We start from the raw sequence: 24,144 nt of genomic DNA, 5'->3' as shown, positions 1-24,144 counted from the left end.
CGGGGACGGCGTGCGATCAGGCGCCCGCAGGCGCGCCGGAGCGGGTGGAAACCGTGGCGGCCTCAACGGGTGCCCTCCCGGCCGCCGATCACCGCAGGCATGCCACACACGTCCGGTAGAGCGCCGTGGCGAGATCGTGCGTCACCTCGCAGCCGCTTCCCGAGAACATCGTCAAATCCCCGCCGGAGGCCGTCTCGGCGAGCAGCACCACCGGCATGCCGTTGGCTTGCGCGTAGCCGACGTGAAGGTTCGTCCCGAGGTCGGCGACGTCGCCCAGGGCTAGGAGGGCTGAATGGGGCACGCGAGGCCGGGGCGGCCAATTCGCTCGCGTGGGTGAGCGGGGGCCGTCGTCCGCAAACGCCGTCTCCGTCCTGAACCCGAGCGCGTCGAGGTAAGCGGCCGCCTCGTCGAAGAGCCATCTTTGGGCCATGGTCCGGCGCGGTCCGGACAGGTAGACCCGGCAACCCGACGCGGGGCGCCCGGGCACCGCCTCCATCCCTTCGAGCTCGTCCGGCGGAGGCAGCGGCAACCGAGCCCCGTCGTTGAACCACGCCACGCAGCGGGACGCGAGGTCGGCCGCCCCCACGGCGTCGAAGCCACGCTCGCCCCAATAATGCGCGAAGGCCGCGCAGAAGACGTCGCCGGCCCCGATCCTGAACCAGCGGCGGGCGGCGTACGCCGGCACCGGGATGCCGGGGGCGTCGCCCCGGTACACCGTGGCACCGCCGAATGCGTGGCGCGACACGACGAGCGTGGCGCCCTCGCGGGCCATGACGCCGGTCGCGGCGTCGCGCGGGTCCGGGAGCGGCCCGAGCCGGACCAAGTCGGCATCCTGCACCACGTAGGCGAGTTGCTCCGTCGCCCGCGAGCCGGAACGCACGAAGGAGGACGCGGGGTCGGCGGAGCGCGGGTCGTAGACCGCCCGGCCGGCCGTGAGCCGGGCCGTGCCCTCCAGCATGCCGAACCCGAGCACGACGTCGCCGGTGACGGCCAGGTCGGCGTAGCGCCGGCCGGCCTCGGGAACCCAGCTCTTGCGAAGGGGATGCCAATACTCGAATTCGAGCCGCTCCCCGATGGCGACGATGTCCGTCTCGACCTCGAAGGCGGCCATGGTCGCCCGGAGGTCGCCGGCCGACTCGGCGTAAGCATACGTGCTCAGGCGGGTGCCCGGGGACAGCGCGCTCACCGCCATGGCGGCGCGCGCGCCCGAACCGAACAGGCCGGCCCAGGCGGGGAACGCGCAGCTCTCGAAATATGTGCCGCCGACGACGTTCACGCCTCGGCCCTCGTGACCGTAACGGTGCAGCGCGTCGCGCCGACATCCTCGATGAGGGCCTCGAACCGCACCCCCTGGTCGAGGCAGCCGAGCAGGCTCACGAGGCCGCGGAACGCGGCGAGGGCGCCGACGGTCGCCCCGTCGGCGGTGCGGCAGACTGCGGTGCTGGCGCCCGCGCCGGCCACGAGGTCCACCTCCAACACGTCTCCGGCCTGCAGGCCGCGCGTGGCGTCGCGGCGGACACCGATCAGGTCGACCGTGAAGGTCAGGTCGCACTCGTCGGACCCTGTCCGGACCTGTCCCATGCCGTACGGCATGCGGCGGCGTTTGGGTGGGAGCCCTCCGCCCATTCGTCAACCCTCCGCCCGCGCCGCGTCCGGTCGGTCCGGGGCCGCGCGGGATGCCTTCACGTCGGACCGCAGGCCGAACGACCGCAAGGTCTCGCGATGCTTCTCGCATCCGCGGCACTGCCCGCAGGCATATTCCATGACGTGACAGGAGAATGTCGCACCGAGCGCCGAGGCGGGAAGGCCGGACGCCGCGAGAAGGGCCGGCCCGCTCAGGTGCCGTGCGGGCGCCACGACGCGCACCCCACCCTCCTGGAGCCGCATCAGTCGGTCGAGCGTCCGCAGGAATGGGGCGCGTCCGTCGGCGTGGACATCGGTCGCCACCGTTCCGATGAGGATCTCCGACAGGCCTTCCGCGACGAAGCGCATGCCTGCGAGGGTGACCAGGATCTGGTTGCGGTAGGGCCACCATTCGGGGGCACGCGCGAGCGCGGCGGGCTCCCCGCCGGCCAGGGGCCCGAGGCCAAGCCCGGACAGGTCGACCTGAAGCGTTTCGAGCCGCAGCCCGAACTCGGCCGCGATGGACGTCGCAGCCGCCCTTTCGCCCGCCGCCGGCCGCTGGCCGTAATCGACGAACAGGCAGGCGTCCGGCCTCTGCCACCAAGCGAGGGCGGTCGAATCGAGGCCGCCGGAAAACAGCAGAACCCTCATCGCAGCGAGGCCCACACGACCCGATAGAGGGCGGAGGCGAAATCGTCGACGACCTCGCAGCCGGTGCCGGCCAGCATGGTCAGGTGATGCTCGTCGAGGCGTTCGGCCAGCACGACCACTGGGATGCCGCGCGCCCGCGCATGTCCAACCTCGAAGATCGAGCCCGGGTCCGCCCCGTCGAGCAGGGCGAGCACGGCTTGGCAGCCGTCGAGCCCCGCGAGGTCGGCGGTGGCGAGGGCGACGGCGCCGCCCCCCGTGCCCACGTCGTGCAACGGCGAGAAGACAGACGCGCCGAGGGCGTGCAGCCGGTCCCGTGCCTCCTCGACGAGCCAGCGTTGGGCGATGTGGAAGAACGGGGCCGCGAGGTAGACGCGGCCGGGCTCCCCGCCCACGGGTGCGAGCGCCTGGTCGGCGAGGTCGGCGGCCGCGGGCAGCGGCAGCGAGCGCGTGTCGACGAAATGGTGGACCGCGCGCGACGCCAGGTCGGCCGCCGCCGCGGCGTCGAGGCCGCGCTCGCCCCAGTGATGCGCGAAGGCGGCGCTGAAGACGTCGCCCGAGCCGATCTTGAACACGCGGGCGGATCGATAAGCGGGCACCGCGACGGGGTCGCGACCAGGCCGGTGGACGGTCGCGCCCGAGCAGCCACGCTTGACCACGACCACGTCGGCCGCGTGCAGGGCGAGAACGGCCTCGCCTGCGGCCGGCCCCTCCTCGCCCGTCGCCCCCTCCGCCTCCCCCTCGTTCAGGACTACGGCCAGGGCCTCGGCCCGGGACCCGTTGGCGCGGAACGGGACAACGTCGTCGCCCTGCGGGTCGTGGACCGCCCGCTCCGCGGACACGACCGCGTCGCCCTCCACGAAGCCGAAACGCAGCACGACCCGCCCGTCGACCGAGAGGGCCGGGTGTCGCGTCGGCACGCCGGGCCGCAGCGTGGCCGGCGACAGGGCATGGAAGTAGCCGAAGCTGATCTCCTCGGCGATGGGCATTACCGTCGCCGTCACCCCGCAGGCGTGCATCGAGCTCTCGACGTCGCGGGCCCAGCCTGCGAAGGCATAGGTGTGAAGGCTGCTGCCCGGCGAGAGCTGCCCGACCGCCGCGGCGGCACGGCCGCCCGAACCGAACAGCCGGCGCCAGCGCGGGATCTCGCAGATCTCCAGGTAGGACCCTCCGGCGACGATCAACCCAGCACCGGTGCGATGGCGACGCGACAGAGGAGGCGGCCGACCTGCGTCACGGTCGCCGCGTAGCGGTGGTGGGTGCGCAGGCAACCGAGAAGTTCGTCGAGGCCTTCGACGTTCGCCAGCGTGCCGACCACCTGCCCGGCGGGGCGGGTACGGCACACGGCGGTCTCGAACGCACCCGCCCTGTGCAGCGCGACGTCCAGGACGTCGCCGATGCGCACGACGGCGACGACGTCGGCCCGGACCCCGGTCAGTTCGACGTCGTAACTGAGGTCGCAGGGCGAGCCCGTCGGCGCATTCCCGCCCTCCGATCCGGCGGTCGAGCTCGGCGCGCCCGGCCCTGCACCGGCCGGCGCGACCAGGCGACGGCCCGAACTTTTCTTGCTGCCCCCCGACATCCCGCTTGCCCGGCCACTGGTGAAGGAGACCTGATTTCTTATCGGCCTCCGCCGTCGCCGGTCAAACCGGTCCCCGGCCGATGTTGCGCATCGCCCGCCACATGACGGCATCGACCAGCGACGGCTTCGCGTCCAGGGCCACGCAGAACTGCAGGAAGCGCCGTTCGAGCGCCTCGTAGTCCCGCGGGAGGCGGATCGGCCGCTCGAACAGGCCGATCAGGAGGCCTGCACGGATGATGTGAATGTCGAGGATGGCGACCTCGTCCGAGCCCAGCCAGTTCCGGGTGACCCACGAGGCGGTCTTCGGACCGACGCCGGGCAGGCGCATCAGGTGGCGTCGGAAGGCCAGGGCGTCGCTCGACGGCGGAGGATCGGTCTCGATGAGCGTCAGCGCGTCGGCGAGCCTGCCCGCCCTCTGCTTCGGGAAGCGGTAGCGCACCGACCTTTCGCCGATGCGGACCGGCCTGCGCAGGAGGGCCTCGATCTCATCGGCCCCGGGACGACGGCCCGGCTCGAAGATCCCATCCGCGGCGAGCGCGCGATGGACCGCGTGGTTGACCTCGGCCGTGATGCCGTAGCCCCCGAGCAGACAGAAGCCGATCTCGTGGGCCAGGCTGACCTCCCGCCCCACGAACCCGTCGACCGGCTCGCTGGCCCGACCGACCATGAAAGCCCAGAACGCGGCACTCGGCACCCATTCCGGGCGCCCCCACCGCACCCCCGGCATCAATTCGGCCTCCGGGTCCGCGGGAATCGTCGCGACCGACCGCGTCCTCCCGGACGTCTGAGCCTGCATCCTGCGCGCCTTGATTATTCGTTATCATTCGATTTTATTGACTTCATGAGCGGAAGCAAGCGGGCGGCTGACGGCGGGGATGCGCATGCGCTGGCGATTGCCCTCGGTCGCGTGCGTCGAGAGCGCGGGCTTACGCAGGCTGCCCTTGCCAAGATCCTCGGCGCGAGCCAGGCGACCATATCGAAGCTATTGGCAGGGCAACATAAGCCTAGACCCGCGCTGCATCTCGCCGCGGTTCGGTTCATCGGTGCGCACCCGTCGGAGGATCCCGCGGCTTTCTCGAACCTGACGCTGCGCGTGGAGGCGGCTGCACGGCAGTCGGTCGCGTTCCGAGCGCTCCTGGAGGCCGCGGTGGCGCTCTTGAATGAAAACGAATAGCCGCGCCGGGCGGTGCGGCAAGGTCGGGAACCGTCGTTCTCGGCGCCGGATGGAACGTGCCCCGGGACCAGGCCGAGGCGGCGCGCCCGGGCGGCGGGACCCGGCGCCTCGATGACGAGCGCGGGTGCCGCCCCCCCCGGGCCTGGTCGCTCAAACGAATGCATCCACGGCGGGTAGGCCCCGGCATGATCGCGGCGCCCGGGCGCCGGCGGCGCTCGGCCCCTTCGGCGTGGGATGACAATGGTCCGGCGTGCGGATACGGCGTCGGCCGAGGTGTTTGCCGACTTCGAACGGATCGGCTCGCCCTCGGCCTGCCCGACGCGACGTCGCCCGGGCTACGCCATCGCCTTCCCATCGGCAGGAGCATTTGTCTCGGGGTGCCCCACGCCTTTCGCATGTTCAAGGCCATGACGGATCTCGGCTTCGCCCAGGGCGAGGCGCTCGCCGTCGGCGGATTGATGGAGATTTCCCGGCATCCCGATACCCGCTTCGACGGCGAGGCTTGCCTCGACCGGCTGTGCGAGGGAGGCTTCGCCGAAGAGGCCGCGGAGGCGGTGGCCAGCGCGTTGCGCCACTGCTTCCTGTCGGAGAAGGCCACCGCGCAGTACGAGCGGACCAAGCTGAAGACGGCGCTGGTTCGCGGCGGCATCGCCGCCGCGAAGGCGGACGCGTTCCTGACGACGCTGGAAGGTTCGGTCGTCACGCGCCGCACGGCCGAGGTCAGGCGGCCGGTTCCGCACGCTCCGAGCCCCGGCCGGGTCGTGATGTGCGATTTCACCTACCTCGTGAAGCCGGAGATGCAGAAGGAACGGCGGGCGATCGTCGTGTCCTCGCGCTCGGCCGGCGCCGCCGGGCGCTGCACGGTGGTGCCGGTGAGCAAGAGCCCGCCCCGGGAGAACAACACCCATCATTTCCGGTTCGAGCCGGGCACGTATCCCTTCTTCCACCAGACCGACCCGGTTTGGGCCGTCTGCGACCACATCTATACCGTTTCCCTGGTCCGGCTGTGGCAGGTCAACGTGAACCGCCGCCCGGCGCTGCCGTCCATCTCGCCCGCCGAGCTCGCCGGCATCCGAGCGCTCCTCGGAACCGTGCTGGGCCTCGATCATTGACCCGGCGAGGCGGATATGCGATATCCCTCTCACTCGCTGGAGGCGGGTCACACCGTCTTTTCAGCTGACCGAAGATGCTCGCCATCGGAGGTCGGGGTTTGCCCGCGGGTATTCCCCTCAAACGAAAGCTCCGCTCAGGCGGGGCTTTTTCGTTGGCGGTATGCGCCTCGAACGCACAAGGACCGCCGTACACCCACGCTGCGCTCCTTCCTGGCACACGTCACGGCCCGAGAGGCGAGAGCTTAAGCTTGGCGAGGGCCGGCCCTGCATCCGGGCGTCGGCGCCATCGGCCGACGCCGGCTAGGGCCGATCCGAGGCGGCACCCTGGCAGAACCGAACGAGGTCTGCAGGATCGACATCGTCGGATACGGCCCAGAACCAATCCAACAACTCGGGCAGCCACTGGCGACCGATGCAGCAGCGCGTGCGCCCGGGCCGACTCAGGTCGAGGCGCGACAGGGTGCCGGCCATGACCAAGCGCCGCTCTCGATGGACCAGGACGTGAAGTTCGGCACCGCTGCACGCGATCCGAACTCGGGTCTCCGGCGTGCCGACGACGAGGGCGATTTCATCGCCGCGCATCGAGTCCTTCGCTCCTAGGGAAGCGGTGCACTCGGCGAGGAACCGAACGAGCTTCGGGCCCGTGAGGCGGGCTTGGCGCGCCGGGAACCGTGCGACGAAGGGTGAGCGCTCGGAATGCGACCGGCGCGGCGGTACGAAGTTCCGCGGCGAGGTCTCGCCGGCGAACGCGCGCCATGGCGCAGCCAGTGCCTCCAGCACGGACAACCACTCTCCAACGAGGCAGTACCCGGTCGGCGGCGCCCCATCCCTCGCGGTCAAGGAGGCAACGAGCGTTCCCCGCACGATCAGGCGAAAGGCCCGCGCGCCCGCCGCGGTGACCAGGCCGCGGATGACCATGCCGGGAGCGATCTCGTGCTCGCTCATGGTTCCGTCGGCGGCCCGGCTGCGCGGCGGCGTCACGACCGAGAGCAGGGCGACGAGAGACAGGACGTGCAGGCGACGCGCGTCGCCGAACGAGGTGGTCATGTGCGCTCCGAGTCCATGTTTGCGTTGGATGGTCGAACGGGCGGTAGGCCGCGGGCTTGCCGGGTCTCGATCTCCGCCAGCGCCCTGCCTTCCTGCGCAGGGAGCCGATCTGCGAGGCGATGGATTCGCCTTGCCATGGGCGGGCGATCAGACCCGACCCGGCCCGGCGGGACCGGACCTGCCTTTGCTGCGGGGCCTCTTCGCCGACGGGCTGTAATGCGTCCCGTCGAAGTCGACCCAACCGGCCTTGCGAAGCCGCCGCATCGCGGCCAGGAGGGAATTGTCGCGCGCCTCGGTCCGCTCGCCCCCGTCCCAGTCCCTCAGCTGTCCGAGCAGCTCCCGGGATGTCAGGGGCTTGCCTGCGCGCTTGACGAGGTCGTACGCAGCGGCGCTCACCCCCTTGAGCGGGCGGGGGGACCTCTTGGGCCGAGGACCGGCTTGCGGTGCCGCGACCTCCTTGGCGCTTGGCGGCACCTGCTGCGCAGGCTCCGGGGATGGAGGCGGCGTGACAGCCTCGGCACCGCGCCCGATGGGCGCCGATGCCAGCCAGTTCGCCAAGGCAGGGGGCACGGCCGCCGTTCCGGACAGGAAGGCGTCGATGACGACGCGCTTGAGCACGGGTTCCGCGTGGAGCCGCCAGTATTCCTCAGCCCGCTCCGCCGCCCAATCCGAGTCGCCCATGGTGCCGCACCTCCGTTGCGCCACACTAACCTCCGACGGTTACACGTCCACATGGATATCTAAGCGGGGTTAGAGGCGACGCGATTTATCCACAGGGAGTTTCGCGTCACGGCGGAGGGATGGCCACGGCGGATTGCAGAGATCCTGGTGGACGTGGGTCGGCCGCCGACGTGGGGAAGGCGACAACGTACCCGACCGCTCCCGCGCTCGGCGACGGAACAGGCGCCCAGGTCGCGGACCAGGTCGCCGCCTGGGCGGCGGCGGTGAAGGGGCAAGGCGCCTTTCCAGCCGGACCTCGTCCTGGCCGGGGCGACCCGAAGCAGCTTCGGACGCGGCCTTGCCTTGACCGCTCCGTAGCGAGCTGAATCCATTGGCTCACCGTACGCAGTCCCATGGTCCGCGATGTTCCGCCCGTCCTCGATCTTCTTCGCAAACCGCAAGGTGCACGCCCTGCGCGCGCAACTCGCCAATGTCCGGCAGCCTATCGCCGAGGCGACCGCTCGACAGGTCGTCGCGCTGGCGTGGGGGTGGCAGTCCTGGAGCGAGTTGCTTTCGGCGCTTGAAACGCCCGGCACGCCCACGCCGCTCGACGAGGAACTCGTCGGCCCGGATGCCCGGGCCGGGGCCATGAGCCTCATCAACACGCGTATCGTGGGACAGCGCAGCAAGAGTTCAAGCTGCGCTCTCCAGACCGTCGTCGGCCTGCCGCCGCCAGTTTGCCTATCGCTGAGCGCCTTCCTGCGCCTGACCGGACGTCATCCCGTCGGCACTTGGCTGACACCTGAAGCATACCGTGAATTGTACGAAGCATCCGTCGCGCCGAGGCCGGATTGGGCCCTGGATCTCCTGGACCATAAGCGACGGTCGCGGGAGGTGCCGCAGCGGTTTCCGCTTCCGCCGGATCGACCACGCTGATCGAAGGACTCCGACGTACAGGTCACGTCGCCCGGGGGGGCAGCGGTTTCGGGCGGATCGGTCACGACTTGGATCAGGTGACCGGGCCATCGCCAGCCTTCCCCGAGCCGCGGATCGTGGCAAGCTGCCGAGATGGCCGGCCGGTCTGCCGGGTTCCGCTCGCGACCGACCGTATGGGCACGGCTCATGCGCTGCTAGACCCGTATCGACGCCTCGCTGGCTTGAGACCTGCGCATGCGTCGCCGACGAGGACGACGGCATCATCAGCGAAGCCAATATCGCGCGTGAGCGGCGGCGTCGCTGGGTGCCCTCGGCCTGTCGCTGATCGGCTGCGGACAGGAGACGGGCGCTGGCGGGCCGGCCGTGCGGGCGGATGACCGAAGTCGCGGTGTTCCACGTCGTGTGCATGGACGTGCGTCGCGCCCGCGGGGCGATGGCCCACGAGGGCGCTCGGGATCACACGGATGCTGCGCACTGGCTAATTCCAGTAAGCGCTCGGCCGCGGTGCTCCGATTGCTGCGGTTAGCAGACTTGAACACCACTCTAGCGACAAGGCGGCGGCAGCCATGCATGGCACGAAACTGCCGAGATGCCGTTCTTCGTTTCGGTTTCCGGGCCCGGGCGTAGGAGGCCAGTTATCTACTACAGGATCCTGAGGACACGTAACCACCCAAAATCAAAAAAATCGCGCATGTACAGATAGATATCGCAGAGAGCAGACATTTGGGCGACCGGCCTCCGCTGGCTCCCAAGCGGAGGCTCGGGAGCCAGCGGAGACCAGTCGCCCAATTTAGAGATGTCTGCCACAAATTGTTGAAAGATCAATGACATCGGGTGCTTTGCGCGGCCGCCAGAGGCCGACGTGGACGGGCCACTGCCGCCTGGATGTGGTGCCGAACCGGCCACCTTATGATGCTCAACCCGGTATTCCGGTGCCGGGCACCATTGTTCTGCACTGAAGCAACCTAGAGCGAAGAAGGGGGGCCGTTTCGAAGGCGGCCTTTCGGCTTGGCTGCTGACGCGAAGCACCTGTTCTTCGAAACCGCCTCGGCCTCGCCAGGGATGCCGACCGCTTCCGGTCGTGTGCCCCACAAGGCGCCTGCCAAACCGACGTTCGCGAGCGCGAGCACCGCCAGAAGGGCATAGGCCAAATCGGGGCCGCCGTAGGTGAGGACCGTGGCCCCCAGCGACGGAGCAAGAGCCTGGGCGATCAGGCTCGGCCGGGCGAGCCGCCCCGCCAGAACCGGGTAGCGTTCCGACCCGAACAGGGCGAGCGGCACCGTGCCTCTCGCGATCGAGTAGATCCCGTTGCCGGCACCGTAGAGCACCAAGGCGATGCCGACCGCAGGAATGCCCAATGCCAGGATTGCCAGCCCGAACGCCACGAGGGCCATGGCCACGTTTAGCGTCCAGAGCGGGTGGTGCCGCCCCTTATTGGCCATCTCGACAACGCGGGCTCCGACCTGGGACGGCTCGATCAGGGCGCCGTAGGATACGGCGGCGGCAAAGGCCACGCCGCGTGCCTGCAGCAAGGTAATCAGGTGGACCGAGATCAACGTCATCACGGTGCCGCCGAAAACCAGCACGCCGGCCATCAGCGCGAAGGCGCGCCGTTCCCGCGAGGTGAGCGGCGCCTCGCCAAGGTGTTTTACGTCCCCGCCGTTAGCCAAGGCAGGCGCCTCAGGGATCAGACCGAGCACCAGGGGAAGCGTGACGAAGAGGTGCAGCCCGGCATAGGCAAGACATGTCGAGCGCCAGCCGACCTGCTCGACGAGAAGGGCCGAGAGCGGCCAGCAGACGGTGCTGGCGAACCCACCCCATAGGGTCAGGGTGGTGATGGCCGGGCGCGCCTCGTCGCCGTAGAGCCGGCCGAGGGTGGCGAAGGCCGGGTCGTAGAGGCCGCAGCCCATCCCGAGCCCAATGACCAGCCAGCCGGACAGGAACACCGGAAGGTTCGGTGCCAGGCCGATCACCAAGTGGCCACCCGCTAGCAGCAAGGCCGCAGATACAAGGACCGGCCGACCCCCGTGCCGGTGGATGGCGATCCCGACCCGGGGCGAGGCGATTGCCGCGACCAGCAGGCCGACGGACAGCCCCCCGACCACCCAGGCGAGCGGCCAACCCGTGTCGGCGGCGATGGGCCCCGCGAGCACCGCCGGCAAGTAGAAGGACGAGCCCCAGGCGAGGATCTCCACCACGCCCAGGGCCGAGATGACGACGAGGCGGTTGTGGACCTCAGACCTCACGGGAGGCAGGCTTCAGCGCCGCTGCCTTGCCGGCCGCTCCACGCTCGTACCAGCCCTGCGAGCGGTTCACGATCCATACGACGGAAAGCATGACCGGGACCTCGATGAGGACGCCGACCACGGTGGCCAGCGCCGCGCCCGAGTTGAAGCCGAACAGGCTGATCGCGGCCGCCACCGCGAGCTCGAAGAAGTTCGAGGCGCCAATCAGTGCCGAGGGCCCGGCCACGCAGTGCTGCTCGCCCGCGGCGCGGTTCAGGATGTAGGCCAGTCCCGAGTTCAGGTAGACCTGGATGAGGATAGGTACCGCCAGGAGCGCTATCACCGCGGGCTGCGCCAGGATCTGCTCGCCCTGGAAGCCGAACAGCAGCACCAGGGTCGCGAGGAGCGCCACGAGCGAGGCCGGCCCGAGCTTGGCGAGCGACCGGTCGAGCGCCGGCTGCCCGCCCGAGGCGAGGAGGGCGCGGCGCACGACCTGGGCGATGATCACCGGAACGACGATGTAGAGCACCACCGACAGCACCAGCGTGCCCCAGGGCACGGTGATGGCCGACAGGCCGAGCAGCAGGCCGACGAGGGGCGCGAAGGCCACCACCATGATGGTGTCGTTGAGCGCCACCTGGCTCAAAGTGAAGTGCGGCTCGCCGCGGGTCAGGTTCGACCAGACGAACACCATCGCCGTGCACGGCGCCGCCGCCAGGATGATGAGCCCGGCAATGTAGCTATCGACCTGGTCGGCAGGCAGGTAGGGCCGGAACAGGTAGCCGATAAACAGCCAACCGAGCGCCGCCATCGAGAAGGGCTTCACGGCCCAGTTGATGAACAGCGTCACGCCGATGCCGCGCCAGTGCCGCCCGACGTGGCGCAGCGAGGCGAAGTCGATCTTGAGCAGCATGGGGATGACCATGAGCCAGATCAGGACGGCGACCGGCAGGTTCACCTTGGCGACCTCAGCGTCGCCGACGGCGTGGAAGAAGCCGGGCATGACGTGGCCGAGGGCGATGCCGGCCACGATGCAGAGGGCGACCCAGAGGGTCAGGTAGCGTTCGAAGGTGCTCATGGTGTCCTCAAGCGGTGGCGACGCGGCGGCCGCGCTCGTCGACCACGCGCTCGCCGTCCTCCTTCACGAACTCCCCCTGCTGGGCGGGGAGGAGGTCCAGCACCGCCTCGGATGGGCGGCACAGGCGCACACCCTTGGGGCTGACGACCAGCGGGCGGTTGAGCAGGACGGGGTGCGCCTCGACCGCGTCGAGGAGTTGCTCGTCGGTCAGCGCCGGGTCGGCGAGGCCGAGCTCGGCGTAGGGCGTGCCCTTCTCGCGCAGGACATCCCGGACCGAGAGGCCCGCGCGGGCGAGCATCTGCTTGAGGAGCGCCCGGTTCGGTGGCGTCTTCAGGTACTCGACCACGTGCGGCTCGATGCCGGCGTTGCGGATCATCGCCAGGGTGTTGCGGGACGTGCCGCAGGCGGGGTTGTGGTAGATGACGACGTCCATCACGCGACCTCCGGGCGGGCCGAGGTCGCGCCGGCCATCTGGCCGATCTCGCGGACCTTCGACGACAGGGCGACCTGGTCGAGGCTGCCGAGCGGCAGGGCGACGAAGGCCGCGATCCGATTCTTGAGGTAGCGCTGGGCGGTGACGAAGGCGCGCTTGCGCTCCATCTCCGAGCCCTCCGCCGCGGCGGGGTCCTCGATGCCCCAGTGGGCCGTCACCGGCTGGCCCGGCCAGTACGGGCACGTCTCGCCGGCGGCGTTGTCACAGACGGTGAAGACGAAATCCATGACGGGGACTTCGGGACCGGCGAACTCGTCCCACGACTTCGAGCGCAGGCCCTCCGTCGGGTAGTCGCTTTCCCGCAGGACCTGCAGCGCCAGCGAGTGCGGCTCGCCCTTCGGTCGGCTGCCGGCCGAGAAGGCGCGGAAGCGCCCGCCGCCCTCCTTTTTGAGCATGGCCTCGGCCAGGATCGAGCGGGCCGAGTTGCCGGTGCAGAGGAACAGGACGTTGTAGACTGGCTCAGGCATGGAGGGTGTCCCCGGTGGTGCAGTCGCAGGCGGCGAGCGCGGCGACGGCCGGGGCGCACACCTCGGGGTGGCCCTGGCAGCAGTCACGCATGAGGAACTGGACGAGGTCGGACAGGCCGGCGTAGGCGGCGCTGTAGATGACCGACTTGCCCTCGCGCCGGGAGGTGATCAGCCCGGCGTGCGAGAGCTCCTTCAGGTGGAAGGACAGGTTGTTGCCGGCGACGTTCACCGTCTCGGCGAGGACGCCCGCGGCGAGGCCGCCCGGACCGGCGGTGACCAGGGCGCGCACGACCCGGAGCCTATGCTCCTGGCCGAGGGCGGCGAAGGCGGCGAGGGCTTGCCGTTCGTCCATCGAATGACCTACATATCAACTATCGTTGAAACATAGAGGAGTTAAGCGCCTTGGACAAGCCCCAGCAGCCGTTCGCCGACGGGGTGCCGAACCTCTCCGAGGCGCATTTCGAGGTGCCGACCGAGGAACGGATGGCGCCGCCGACGCCGCTCGACCATGCGCCTCGATTCCTCGTCCTCTACGGGTCGCTCCGGGATCGGTCCTTCAGCCGGTTCCTGGCCTACGAGGCGGCACGGCTGCTGGAGGCGATGGGCGGGGAGGTCCGCATATTCCACGCGGACGGGCTACCGCTGCCCGACGACGCGCCCGTCGAACATCCGAAGGTGCAGGAACTCCGGCAGCTCTCGATCTGGTCGGAGGGGCAGGTCTGGGTCAGCCCGGAGCGGCACGGCAACATGACCGGGGTGATGAAGGCCCAGGTCGACTGGCTGCCGCTGAGCGAGGGCTCGGTGCGCCCGACGCAGGGGCGGACGCTTGCGGTGATGCAGGTCTCGGGCGGATCGCAGAGTTTCAATGCGGTCAACAGCCTGCGGGTGCTGGGGCGCTGGATGCGGATGATCACCATCCCGAACCAGTCGTCGGTGCCGATGGCCTACAAGGAGTTCGATGACGCCGGCCGAATGAAGCCCGGGCCGCTCTACGACCGGGTGGTGGACGTCTGCGAGGAGCTGATGAAGTTCACTCTCCTGATGCGTGGACGGGCCGACTACCTCGTCGACCGCTACTCCGAGCGTAAGGAGCGCGAGCCCGAGCGCCTCAAGGGCGTCGCCGCCGACATCGGGTTCGTGCAGCGGTAGACGGACCGTTCCCCCGTGGAGCGAGCCTCGGTCCCGGCCTGCGGATTGCGCTGTCAGCCTCCCTTACGGGCGTAGCGGCCCTTGTCCCGCGGCTCGAAACACCGACGGTGGAAGACCCGCACATCCAACTGCCAAGGCTCCTAAGAGGACGGAGGCGCCGTGTGCAAGGAACCGCGGCGGCATCGACGCTTTCCGTTGGTACCCAGCGCAGCCGAGAGGTACCGGCTGCCTGGATCGAGTTTAGCCGCGAAAGTGATTGCATATGGATTGGTACGACCGCCGCGAACCATGGCAGGCCCAGGCCGACGACGCCCGCGATGGGGCCGCCACCGATTACAGCCGGGTCATCCACTCCGCGTCGTTCCGGCGTTTGCAGGGCAAGACGCAAATCCTGAACCTCGGCGACAGCGACTTCTACCGGACGAGGCTCACCCATTCGCTTGAGGTCGCGCAGATCGCCGGCGGGATCGCGCGGCGGTTCGAGAAGGTTTATGCCGACCATTCCGCCCGGCAATACATCCCGGACCTCAGCATGATCCAGGCCGTGGGCATGACCCACGACCTCGGCCACCCCCCGTTCGGCCACGGCGGCGAGGTCGCCCTGAATTTCTGCATGCGCGGTGCCGGCGGTTTCGAGGGCAACGGCCAGACCCTGCGCATCCTGTCCAGGCTGGAAAAGTTCTCCAAGGCCGCCGGCGCGAACCTGATGCGGCGCACCCTGCTCGGGGTTCTGAAGTATCCCGTGCCCTTCAGCCTCGCGATGAACGCGGACATCCGCCCCGCCCTCCACGTCGGCCCGGAGTCGATCCGGATCATCGACCGCGAGGCCTCCAAGCCGCCCAAGTGCTACCTGGATTGCGAGCAAGACGTCGTCGACTGGATCCTCGCCCCACTCAGCGAAAAGGACCGCAACGCCTTCACCGAGGCCCGCGATCAAGAGGGCAAGCACCGCAAGCCCCTCCACAAGTCGTTCGATTGCAGCATCATGGACGTCGCCGACGACATCGGCTTCGGCATCCATGACCTGGAGGATGCCCTCGCCCTTGGCCTGGTAACGCAGGTGGATTTCGAAGCGCACGTGACCGAGGAGAAGAGCTCAAGTTTCCTCAACAGTCTCAAGGAGAAATACCCGGAGGAGTTCGGCAACAACGTCTATGAGGGATTCCTTGATCGGCTGTTCGGTGCCGGCGATACCCGGAAGAGGTGCATCGGCCGGATGGTCCATCACCTGATCACGAACTGCGTGATCGAGACCAGGGAGGAGTTCGACGAGCCCCTCGTTCGATATCGGGCTGCCATCGAAGCCGGAGCGAACACCTTCCTGGAAGCGCTGAAGGAACTGGTCCGGGAGGTCGTCATTCGCAGCCCGGGGGTCCAGCACCTCGAATTCAAGGGTCAGGGTATGGTCGTCGCGGTGTTCGAGGCCCTCGCCTCGGAGCCGAAGTCGTTCCTGCCGCGGTCGACCTACGAGGCGTACGAAAAGGCGCCTGACGGTCGGCGCGTAATCTGCGACCACGTGGCCGGCATGACCGACGCCTTCCTCATGCGCACTTACGAGCGCTTGTTCAGCCCGAGGATGGGTTCCGTGTTCGACCGCCTCTGACCGACCCGCCGCCCGGTTTAAGCGAGCAACCCGTGATTCCTTCCTGCTCCCGGCCCACGTCAACCCCAGATGCGTGAGGGCCTCACCGATGCCGAAGGGGCGGGCAGACCGGGACGACCTCCCTTCCGGCGCCGGCGGAATGCTGAGGCGGCAGCCTCGCCCCGCTCCATCTTGCCGGGGCGCGGCAGCGCTACGGCGCCGTGGATCATCGGCATCCGCATAAGACCGTCGAACAGCGTTGCATGTTGCTCGGTTCGGCGGCTGCTCGTCACGACCCCTTTCGTTTCCGACTTTCGGAGATGCCCATGAAAGCCGTGCTGGCCTCCTGGCAGTTCTGGGCGTTGTTCTCGGCGGCATTTGCCGCGCTGACGGCGATCTTTGCCAAGATCGGGATAGAGAACATCAACTCGGACTTCGCCACCTTCATCCGTACGGTGGTGATCCTGTGCGTCCTCGGCGCGCTTTTGGCCGGCACGGGCCAATGGCAACCACTCGATTCAGTTTCGGGACGAACATACCTGTTTCTTGTCCTATCGGGGCTCGCCACCGGTGGATCGTGGCTCTGTTACTTCCGCGCCCTGAAGCTCGGGGATGCCGCCCGCGTGGCGCCCATCGACAAGTTGAGCGTCGTCCTGGTGGCGGTCTTCGCGACCATCTTCCTCGGAGAACGCCTGACCGTCCCCAACTGGTTGGGCGTCGGTCTGATAGCGGCCGGCACGATCCTGGTCGCCTACAGGAGCTGAAGGCTGGCCGCGTGCCCTTTCGCCCGGAGGCGTACGCAGGATAGCGCCCGGGACGCCGCGACCAGCACGGGCGTTGGCCGATCGCCATCGAGCACTCTCTGCATTCGTTCCTGCGCCCAACGTCCAGACCCTTGACGCTCGCCGTCCAAGAACACGGCTGGCGGCGCCTAGGCCGCGTCCCTCTTCCGCCCGGCAGGCGACTTGCGTCGGCGCGCTCGATGGACGGCCGGGGCCACGCCGCCGTTCCTGGCGTAGCGCGAGCGCCTGGGTGACGGGCCCTGCCACTGCGCCGAACCCCGGAGCATATTGGCCAAGCGCCCGACATCCAAGTCATCGAGAAGCTCAGGGAAGCGCAGCGCCCATAGCTCCAGCAACCGGTCCCAACTTCCGCTGCGGACCAGCCGGCGCACGGAATTCGTGAGGTTCCGTTCGTCACCGAACCGCTCCGGCATCCTGCGCCATGAGAGGCCGGTCCGCAGCGCCAGGATCACCGCCTCCAGAAGCAGCCGGCCGGGAATGCCCGGGGTGCCCTTGAACGAGATCTCGATGGACGAATGCAACAGCGGCTTCGAGGCCAGCCATTGCTCGTCGGTGAGCGCATCCTGGCCATTCAGGGCGTGGAAGCGTGCGGCCGGCCCCCTGCGCTTGCGCCAATCATCACCGCCAACCTTCCAGCGCGCCCGCGCGGCCTCGACCGGACCGAGGTCCAGTCCGGCCACGAAGGAAGGGTCCGCCTCGCGAAGGAGGTCAATCAGGATCTGGTCCCCTGCGGCATAGACGAACCGCGAGAGTGCACGCCGCATCTCCAGCGCGTCGCCGAACGCCGCCGACAGCAAAGGCAGGCCCGTCCGGAGCCGGAGCAGGAGGGCGTCGACCAGAGCCCGCGTCGGGATGTGGCGCGAGTCATTCCTGTGGCCCGTGACGTCCGGGAGGTGCTTGGCGACGAGGGCCCAACGCGCGTCGTCGATCCGATAACCTCCGGTTGCCATAAGCCGCTGGGCGTCTTCGCGAAGGCGGACATGGCGTCCCATCGGCTGCTCGACATCGACATGGATCACGTCCAAGCTAACACCGGGCGAGCCGCAGCTCCCGTCCTCCTGTAGGAACGCCAAGAAGTCCAGGTGGATGGCCAGGCCCAAGGTCCCCGCCGGCCGGCCATCCCGTATGACCACCACCCGCTGGACGAGGCGGGCAAGGGCGGCGGAGACCTTCGCCTCCGCCTCCGTCAAGGCCCTGAATGGCACCCGCTCGATAAGGTGATCCAACGTGGCGGAAAGTGTTCGAAGCCTCTCACCGGCTTCGTCCACCTCGGGCAGTTCGGCGAGGCCCGCCGAACGGGCCTGAAGGTCTGCGAGCTCCCCCGTCAGCCGGCTCCTCTCCTCGGACAACAGGTCGGATGGATAGGTCGATTCAAGCTCCTTGACGAGCGCCCGGCGAAGCTGTTCGCGGGTGACCGCAATCTTACGCGCAACATCCGCACGGGCGGCGCGGCGGGCGGCGGAGGCCTCACGTAGCGAGCGGTCGACGGCAGCCGCGAAATCCTCCTCGCCGACGAAGGACCGCAGCTTGCCGCAAACGGCGGTGAGGACGGCGCGCTCCACGGTCTCGTGCATAACGGAGTGACGCCTCGCCGGGCAGCAGCCCCCGTCCGACCAGACGTTGCAGGTTAGCTGTCGACCACCCAAGGTGAACCGCTGGCCTTCGACCCCGGCGCAGTCGCACGTCGCCTTTCCGGCCAAGAAGTGGCTGTGCTCGAACTTCTGCTTCCCCCGGGGGCGTCGCTTCTCGTTGACAGCGAAAAACAGATCGTCTGGCACAATTCGAAGGTGATCGAAGTAGTTGCGCGTCATCTCGCTCGGATGCCGACGCTGGACGGTGACCTTCCCCGATTTGCGGTCGAACGTATTCAAGGTAAATGGATAGTACCATCTACCCGTATAGGCCAACTGGCCCAAAACGTTCGCAACGGTCGATTTCGTCCATCTGCAATCCTTCGTCGGTCCTGCAACCCCGCGTTCCTTCATGATCCGGCCGATGCTTCGGTAGGAAATTCCCGCGGCTGCCATTTCAAAGATTGAAAATATGGTCTTCTCTTCCTCGGGGTGACGCACGAGGAAGCCCCTTTCTTCGCCGTACCGATATCCGAAGAACGCACCGGAATGGGCGCCGCCCTGGGCAGCGTGCTGGAACCTGCCCATGCCCATGATCAGGGTGCGACGGTCCCGATCCGCCTCGGCCTTGAGTGCCGCTTCGATGACCTCCTTCTTGTTCAGTGCCTTGAAGTCGCCGGCGCTATGAAATTCCACGCCAAGCTCATTCAATTCCTCGCATACTTCGACCGCATCGTAAGTTTCGCGGGACCACCGGTCAAAGTCCTCAACCATGATGACTTTTATCTTGCCAGACCGACAGTCTTCGAGCAAACGCTGCAGGCTTTCACGATCACGCATTGATCGGGCACTTCGAGCAGGGTCGTCATACAGCACGTAAATCGCGTAACCAAGCTTCCTCATGTAAGCGGTTACAACCTTGACCTGACGCTCGATGCTCATCTCCTTCTGCTTATTAGACGAGTAGCGAGCGTAGAGGCCCACGGGCACAAGCTTGTCCGGTGGGCCGAAGCCGTCACGGCGTTCGACATCCAGGTTCCGTCGAAGGGCCAACCGGTCCAGAGGGCACAATGCCGTCGTATCGACCACCTGCCGCAGATCCACGGCGCCAGGCATCAGGTCGGTCGTCCGTTCACCGTGGGCCATCGCAACGCCGCTCCATGCGAAGAGAAGGGAGAATTGCTTGCCTGAGGACGCGATAGCCGGGACGTGCGCGGGTTCGCTTTACGTCCATCTCGGTGCGCCGGATGGCTTTCCTTTGACTCCGCCCGAGACCGTCACGTTCTCCTCGACGCACCTGGCCGGGTCGCAAGCGGTCATCCTTCCAGGCATCCCGGTAGCGACCGGCGTTCGAATCCATGCCGCGCGACGCCACGTACGCTTCGGCTCGCTCCCGCCGACAAGCGACTTCGGGCGCTTGGCCGTGATTTTCGTCTCTCCCGTCCACGGGGCCGGGTCTCCGCTGCACCATCGCGATGTGAATTTCGCATCCTGGCCGGAGCATTTCGCGTCACGGCGACATCTAATTCCAGGTCGCCCGCGTACAAGTCCCGACCGGCAACTTTCCTATTCTGTCCGCGCGCGACCAGCCTTTGGGCGTCCGACCGTTCGGCGGCCATCCCCACCAAGCCCTCGAACAATGCGTCTAAGACCGTGAGCGGCCGTCCTGAACTGGACGATTCGCCCCGAAACCTCTGGATGCCGAACGACATCGTTCGCTCCCCCTGTTCCATTGAAATTACCCCTGGATCGCGCATGGCGGCTGGCGTACGAGAAACGCGCGTCGGCCGCCCCTTCTGGGACGGCCGCGCCGCATCGACGAAACGTGGGTGAAGTCTCTAATTATACCGCAGGTATATACAACTGCAATACCGGAGGCCGATCCGGAACTCGTCGCCATGTGCGGCGACCGACGGGACGAAAGGGCATCGCGGCCGCACGCGGTGCCGAAGGTAGCCTGTCCAGTTGCAAGAGACCGTTTCCGTTCTCAATGAACCTCAAAGGTCGATGCGGAAGCGGTATGGCGCGTTACGACGCCGCGGAACCGCCACCTGACTTGCGATATCCGCGAGCGCCACCTCCGACCTTGTCGTCCCAGTCCCCGTTGCGAATGCTCCGTCGGTACGGGCAGGTGTCCAGGGCGTCGGCTTCGGTCCGTACCAAGCAGCCCGTGAAGGGCATTCACGACGTTTGCCGGGCGGCTAGGCTCGGAGCAATCGGCCTGCTCCTGAGGAGCAAAAGCACAGCCGCTGACCGAGATGACGTGGGAACCGATGGCCCCCAGGGCCATCCCGGAGAGCACTGACCCTATGCCTGTCGTCGGTGCTGCCGGGCCGTTGCCGAATTCCCCTTACCGAAGTTCCCGCAATCCACAGGTCGACACGACCATCCTGGTCCGGCGCGGCGAGGGTGATGGTCAAGCAGGCGGATCGGCGGTAGAATATACTGGCGATATAAATACGACGCTGGTGCCGCCAAGTGCCGATAGGGTTTGGCTGCCCCTGCGCCAGTGGTCGGACGGTATCGCGACGTCGAAGTCCCCCGGGCGGTAGGCTGCCCCGCCCTGCAGATCAACCGCACCGACCGCGAGCACATGGCCGCGACCGGTGTCAGACGATTTACGACTCCGGTTCCCCAGACACGAAGCGCACTCTAGCAACGGGAGTGAGACGATGAGGCACGCGAGTCCGCGCGACGTTGAGCAGGATAAGGCTCCGTCAAGCTCAACCGGAAGGGCCACACGCCGGCGCCTTCCGCCGACCAGGGAACGGTTGGGCAGGCTGAGGGCGGTATCAGATCGCGTCGTCGAATCCACCGAATACGATGAGGAGACCCAAGGAGCCTTCGTCGAGGTGATGGGTCCCGAACTGCTCGACGTCGCGTTCGACGAACTCGGGGACCTCGCCTTGGTCCGAGGCGAGCTATCGGACAGCTTGCGGCTGCATGTTTCGGCCCTGCAGCGTCTCGACGAGGAGGACCTTTGGTGACGCAGGGCCGAAGCTGCGCCAATCCTTCCTGAGGTCCAGGTGAGTTTAGCCCGCCGGCGCTCTCGGGAGGCGCCGGACACTTCGCCAACCCTACCCGGCGCGCGTCCGCTTGCCCAGCGCGCCGTCCCAGCCTGGGAGGCGCGCATAGGCGTCCTTGCCAACCCTCTGGAAGTATCGCTCGTATTCGACGCTGATCTCGATCTTCTTGCGCGGCATCCCCTCGGATAGCGCTTCCTTGACCAAGCGGCCGCCCTTCAGCGTCGTCATTCGCAGCCGAACCATGATGTCCGCAACCGACATGCTGCCTTGCGCAGGCAGGATCTCGTAGGCTTCGTGCATCACGCGATCCCAGAACTCCTCAGAACGCACGTGGTCCAAGCGCCGGCTAATACCAATCGGCATGGTTCATAACCGATAGGCCCATTCGCGCAGTCCGAGCGACATGATCATCCAAGGCTGTGCGACGAGCTTGTTCCAAGCCTCGCAGCATTGATCGAGGATGTCCTCGTAGGAGTCGAAGATCCGGTCGCCGAGCCAGTTCTCGCGCAGGAACTGCCAGACATTCTCGACCGGGTTGAGTTCGGGCGCATGAGACGGCAGCGTCAGCAAGGTGAAGTTGTCGGGGACGACGAGGTCGGCGGCGACGTGCCAGCCGGCGCCGTCGAGGATTTGGACGGCGTGCGCGCCGGGATCGACGGCGCGGCTGATTTCGGCCAGATGCGCGTTCATGGCCGGTGTGGCGCAGCGGGGCAGGACGAGACCGGCGTCCTTGCCCTTCTCGGGACAGATCGCCCCGAAGATGTAGGCGGACGCCGTGCGCTGATCCTTGGGCGCCGTGGGCCGGCTGCCCTTGCGCGCCCACCGGCGCGGGACCGTGTTCTTCTGACCGACGCGGGCTCTCATCCTGAGGCTCTCGAAGGACGTCCTGCCACCAGAGTTCGAGCGGCGTGTCGACTGGCAGTTGGGCGCGGATCGCGCTCACGCGGGCGGGGAGGTTTTTTTAAACGCCGTCAGCGCCGCCGGGTCCTGCTGATGATGGCGCGGACGGGCCGACAGCTTGGCATAGCCCATCCGCTTCACCTCCCGTCCGACACTGCTCTCGTCGAGGCTGACGCCGAAGCGCGCGAACAGCCAAGCCGCCAAGTCCTTCAGCCGCCAGCGCACCACGCCGTCCCGTTGCAGGTCCGGCCCTTCCTCGATGGCAACCGCGAGCGCCTGCCGCTGGGCCGCGTCGAGCTTGAACCGCGGGCCGGGCTTCTTGCGCTCGATCAGGCCGTCCGGCCCGGCCGCGTTGAAGGCCAGCACCCAGTCGCGCACCGTCTGCAGGCCGACCGCGCCGATCCGCGAGGCCTGCGTCCGGCTCCCACCCTCGTAGATCGCGGCCAGCGCGAGAAGCCGCCGGCTCTGACCGGCATCGCGGCTCTTCCGCGCCAGACGTCGCAGGGTATCCGCATCGAAATCCTCGCGCAGATCCACGGCCTTCGACATGGCAAACCTCCTAGCTTGCCACATCGAATCACATCCGCCGCTTCCGCGTAAACCCGCGAGTCCTCACCCGTACCGATTGGTATTATGGGTACGCTGATTGTGCAGCAGAGATGCGGGACAATTTAAGCGCAGCAATTCCTGGTTGCCTCGCTCGTCGCCGGCTTTGCGCCGAAAACGGCCGTTTGCGGATCATTTTGGAACGAGACTTCGACTTTTCCGTCCCGTCGAGCGTTACGTGCCTGTAGGAAATGCGCACCCGCCGCCGCTCGCTGTTCACATCGTCTTCGGCGGCGGTCGTTGAACCTGCCAAGGTCGCCACACGAAATCGATCCCCGTAATTGCGGAGTTTATTCCATGACACGTACGTCTAAATTCAGAGCCTCACTCATCGCTGGCTTTGCTGCGCTCGCACTAGGCTTTGGCTTGGCAACAATCCCCGAACCGGCAGCCGCCCAAGGCCATGGCTACGGTCATTCCCGCGGTCATGGTGGCGGCTACGGCGGTCACGGTGGCGGCGGTCGGCACGGCTATGGCGGCGGACATCGCAGATCGTACAGTGGGCACGGCGGCGGTCGGCGACATGGCTATTCCGGTGGGCACGGACGCTCGGGTGGCGGCGGTCATCACAGGGGTGGTGGCCACTAGGGACACAAACTAGAAGCTTGATCCCGCAAAGATTGTCTTGAGCCCAAGCATTAGGCGAGGTTGGCGGGACTCAGTCATCGGATGACGGCAAATAGTTCGTTACTCAGAATAATTCTCCGACGTAACGAAATCCGATCCGGAAGCAAAGCACAGCCATGTTTTTTCTTCCAAATCCGAGCACAGGAGAATGATGTCGTGATGAAAAAGTCAGCAAGAGCAATGATCGCTGCGGCCTTTGCCGTATCTCCAACAGCAGTCTTCGCTCAGCATATCGATGTCAATCCGGGCGGGGTTCGGGTGGAAGGCGATAGCCACGGACGACGCGTTGTCGAAGAGCGTAGCGAGGGCGGCCATCATGAACCTCGCAGAGAGCACCACGAAGAGCGTCGAGAGGGACACCATGGCGATGCCCCGCGGGAACGTCACTGACGCCTTGAGATAAAAAGAGCTGTGAATAAGCGACGGGTGGCCATTACAGGTCGCCCCTCGTCTACATTTCAACGATATTGTCTAGGCCGACTAGCACAGATCAATTCAGTTGCTTCTGAAGCTGACGTACAAACAAGGGGAATTTACAGCTTAGCTGTGGCTATAAAATATATTTTTATTACTGTATAACTCTTCACCTTATTTGCTTTCTTCGAAGTCATGTGATGGAACGCTCCTGCCAAGCGCGCGGGCGAGGTGGGATGAAAACACCATTCAGCAGAGCCTGCCGGATCGCACCCGTGCGTTCAGGCGTTGGGCAAGGCAGAGGGCCTTGACCCGCTCAAACGAGTCTTCGGGAAGGGACGCGCAACGCAAAGGAGAAATAGTTATGGCTCGTCTTGGTAGGGTGAAGACGGCACTGAGTGTCGGCCTTCTGACGGTCACG

At 67.3% G+C, this 24,144-nt stretch carries 22 protein-coding genes and 1 pseudogene; 7 read left to right on the top strand and 16 right to left on the bottom strand.

Features of this window, described 5'->3' with window-relative positions; genetic code table 11:
- Positions 1-88 precede the first annotated feature (88 nt).
- The 6 genes from MMB17_RS08755 to MMB17_RS08730 form a co-directional block, all read right to left on the bottom strand.
- Positions 89-1,276, bottom strand: a complete 1,188-nt coding sequence (locus MMB17_RS08755; protein ID WP_012455858.1) for a carbohydrate kinase family protein — start codon at positions 1,274-1,276, stop codon at positions 89-91.
- Positions 1,273-1,593 carry a hypothetical protein gene (locus tag MMB17_RS08750; protein ID WP_017484369.1) on the bottom strand — a complete coding sequence of 107 codons (321 nt, stop codon included), beginning with the start codon at positions 1,591-1,593 and terminating at the stop codon, positions 1,273-1,275. Before MMB17_RS08750 ends, MMB17_RS08755 begins: the two co-directional genes overlap by 4 nt.
- Positions 1,594-1,629: 36 nt before the next feature.
- On the bottom strand, positions 1,630-2,274 hold the full coding sequence (locus MMB17_RS08745) for a 7-cyano-7-deazaguanine synthase (RefSeq protein ID WP_003604316.1): 645 nt from the start codon (positions 2,272-2,274) through the stop codon (positions 1,630-1,632).
- Positions 2,271-3,455 carry a nucleoside 2-deoxyribosyltransferase gene (locus MMB17_RS08740; protein WP_003604317.1) on the bottom strand — a complete coding sequence of 395 codons (1,185 nt, stop codon included), beginning with the start codon at positions 3,453-3,455 and terminating at the stop codon, positions 2,271-2,273. The genes MMB17_RS08745 and MMB17_RS08740 overlap by 4 nt, the downstream gene beginning before the upstream one ends.
- Positions 3,452-3,853, bottom strand: coding sequence for a hypothetical protein (locus MMB17_RS08735; RefSeq protein ID WP_003604318.1), 402 nt, complete (start codon positions 3,851-3,853; stop codon positions 3,452-3,454). Before MMB17_RS08735 ends, MMB17_RS08740 begins: the two co-directional genes overlap by 4 nt.
- 61 nt (positions 3,854-3,914) lie before the next feature.
- Positions 3,915-4,580 carry an 8-oxoguanine DNA glycosylase gene (locus MMB17_RS08730; RefSeq protein WP_012455859.1) on the bottom strand — a complete coding sequence of 222 codons (666 nt, stop codon included), beginning with the start codon at positions 4,578-4,580 and terminating at the stop codon, positions 3,915-3,917.
- A gap of 114 nt (positions 4,581-4,694) precedes the next feature.
- On the opposite strand from MMB17_RS08730, the gene MMB17_RS08725 reads away from it, so the two are divergent.
- On the top strand, positions 4,695-5,027 hold the full coding sequence (locus tag MMB17_RS08725) for a helix-turn-helix domain-containing protein (RefSeq protein ID WP_003604320.1): 333 nt from the start codon (positions 4,695-4,697) through the stop codon (positions 5,025-5,027).
- A 377-nt stretch (positions 5,028-5,404) separates the two neighbouring features.
- Positions 5,405-6,139, top strand: a complete 735-nt coding sequence (locus MMB17_RS08720; RefSeq protein WP_003596782.1) for a type II toxin-antitoxin system PemK/MazF family toxin — start codon at positions 5,405-5,407, stop codon at positions 6,137-6,139.
- Between the two features lie 300 nt (positions 6,140-6,439).
- On the opposite strand, the gene MMB17_RS08715 is transcribed toward MMB17_RS08720, so the two are convergent.
- Both MMB17_RS08715 and MMB17_RS08710 read right to left on the bottom strand, forming a co-directional pair.
- Complete coding sequence (locus MMB17_RS08715; RefSeq protein ID WP_003596783.1) at positions 6,440-7,186, bottom strand: hypothetical protein; 747 nt, start codon at positions 7,184-7,186, stop codon at positions 6,440-6,442.
- Between the two features lie 147 nt (positions 7,187-7,333).
- Positions 7,334-7,867, bottom strand: a complete 534-nt coding sequence (locus MMB17_RS08710) for a hypothetical protein (protein WP_003596784.1) — start codon at positions 7,865-7,867, stop codon at positions 7,334-7,336.
- Positions 7,868-8,269: 402 nt separating this feature from the next.
- On the opposite strand from MMB17_RS08710, the gene MMB17_RS08705 reads away from it, so the two are divergent.
- On the top strand, positions 8,270-8,782 hold the full coding sequence (locus MMB17_RS08705; RefSeq protein WP_003596786.1) for a hypothetical protein: 513 nt from the start codon (positions 8,270-8,272) through the stop codon (positions 8,780-8,782).
- A 965-nt stretch (positions 8,783-9,747) separates the two neighbouring features.
- On the opposite strand, the gene MMB17_RS08700 is transcribed toward MMB17_RS08705, so the two are convergent.
- From MMB17_RS08700 to MMB17_RS08680, 5 genes are read right to left on the bottom strand one after another with little or no spacing between them, the layout of a single operon-like run.
- Positions 9,748-11,028: an MFS transporter gene (locus MMB17_RS08700; RefSeq protein ID WP_017484363.1), complete on the bottom strand. Its 1,281-nt coding sequence runs from the start codon at positions 11,026-11,028 to the stop codon at positions 9,748-9,750.
- Positions 11,018-12,085, bottom strand: coding sequence for an ACR3 family arsenite efflux transporter (gene arsB / locus MMB17_RS08695; RefSeq protein WP_017484362.1), 1,068 nt, complete (start codon positions 12,083-12,085; stop codon positions 11,018-11,020). Before arsB ends, MMB17_RS08700 begins: the two co-directional genes overlap by 11 nt.
- A 7-nt stretch (positions 12,086-12,092) precedes the next feature.
- On the bottom strand, positions 12,093-12,518 hold the full coding sequence (gene arsC, locus MMB17_RS08690; RefSeq protein ID WP_003596791.1) for an arsenate reductase (glutaredoxin): 426 nt from the start codon (positions 12,516-12,518) through the stop codon (positions 12,093-12,095).
- A complete protein-coding gene (locus MMB17_RS08685) occupies positions 12,518-13,045 on the bottom strand; it encodes an arsenate reductase ArsC (protein ID WP_003596792.1) in 528 nt (175 codons plus the stop codon). The genes arsC and MMB17_RS08685 overlap by 1 nt, the downstream gene beginning before the upstream one ends.
- On the bottom strand, positions 13,038-13,397 hold the full coding sequence (locus MMB17_RS08680; protein WP_003596793.1) for an ArsR/SmtB family transcription factor: 360 nt from the start codon (positions 13,395-13,397) through the stop codon (positions 13,038-13,040). The genes MMB17_RS08685 and MMB17_RS08680 overlap by 8 nt, the downstream gene beginning before the upstream one ends.
- Before the next feature lie 50 nt (positions 13,398-13,447).
- On the opposite strand from MMB17_RS08680, the gene arsH reads away from it, so the two are divergent.
- The 3 genes from arsH (at position 13,448) to MMB17_RS08665 (ending at position 16,540) form a co-directional block, all read left to right on the top strand.
- Positions 13,448-14,194, top strand: coding sequence for an arsenical resistance protein ArsH (arsH, locus tag MMB17_RS08675; RefSeq protein ID WP_017484361.1), 747 nt, complete (start codon positions 13,448-13,450; stop codon positions 14,192-14,194).
- Between the two features lie 262 nt (positions 14,195-14,456).
- Positions 14,457-15,797 carry an anti-phage deoxyguanosine triphosphatase gene (locus MMB17_RS08670; protein WP_003596795.1) on the top strand — a complete coding sequence of 447 codons (1,341 nt, stop codon included), beginning with the start codon at positions 14,457-14,459 and terminating at the stop codon, positions 15,795-15,797.
- A 305-nt stretch (positions 15,798-16,102) separates the two neighbouring features.
- Positions 16,103-16,540: an EamA family transporter gene (locus MMB17_RS08665; RefSeq protein WP_003596796.1), complete on the top strand. Its 438-nt coding sequence runs from the start codon at positions 16,103-16,105 to the stop codon at positions 16,538-16,540.
- A 167-nt stretch (positions 16,541-16,707) separates the two neighbouring features.
- Here the strand turns inward: MMB17_RS08665 and MMB17_RS08660 are convergent, their stop codons facing one another.
- A complete protein-coding gene (locus tag MMB17_RS08660; RefSeq protein ID WP_003596798.1) occupies positions 16,708-19,296 on the bottom strand; it encodes a recombinase family protein in 2,589 nt (862 codons plus the stop codon).
- A 1,709-nt stretch (positions 19,297-21,005) separates the two neighbouring features.
- Here MMB17_RS08660 and MMB17_RS25230 point away from each other — a divergent pair.
- Entirely contained in the window at positions 21,006-21,137 is a 132-nt protein-coding gene (locus tag MMB17_RS25230; protein ID WP_276518062.1) for a hypothetical protein, read from the top strand.
- Positions 21,138-21,227: 90 nt separating this feature from the next.
- Here MMB17_RS25230 and MMB17_RS08655 read toward each other — a convergent pair whose 3' ends face one another.
- Together MMB17_RS08655 and MMB17_RS08650 are read right to left on the bottom strand one after the other, a co-directional pair.
- A complete protein-coding gene (locus tag MMB17_RS08655; protein ID WP_003596801.1) occupies positions 21,228-21,476 on the bottom strand; it encodes a hypothetical protein in 249 nt (82 codons plus the stop codon).
- A gap of 66 nt (positions 21,477-21,542) precedes the next feature.
- Positions 21,543-22,625: pseudogene (locus MMB17_RS08650) on the bottom strand (IS630 family transposase).
- Between the last annotated feature and the right edge of the window lie 1,519 nt (positions 22,626-24,144).

Origin of the sequence: Methylobacterium organophilum (genome assembly GCF_022533465.1) — a bacterium.
In the GTDB taxonomy this organism is placed as follows: domain Bacteria; phylum Pseudomonadota; class Alphaproteobacteria; order Rhizobiales; family Beijerinckiaceae; genus Methylobacterium; species Methylobacterium organophilum.
The sequence above is the reverse complement of the archived record's forward strand: the minus strand, read 5'-3'. Positions and strand labels throughout refer to the sequence as shown.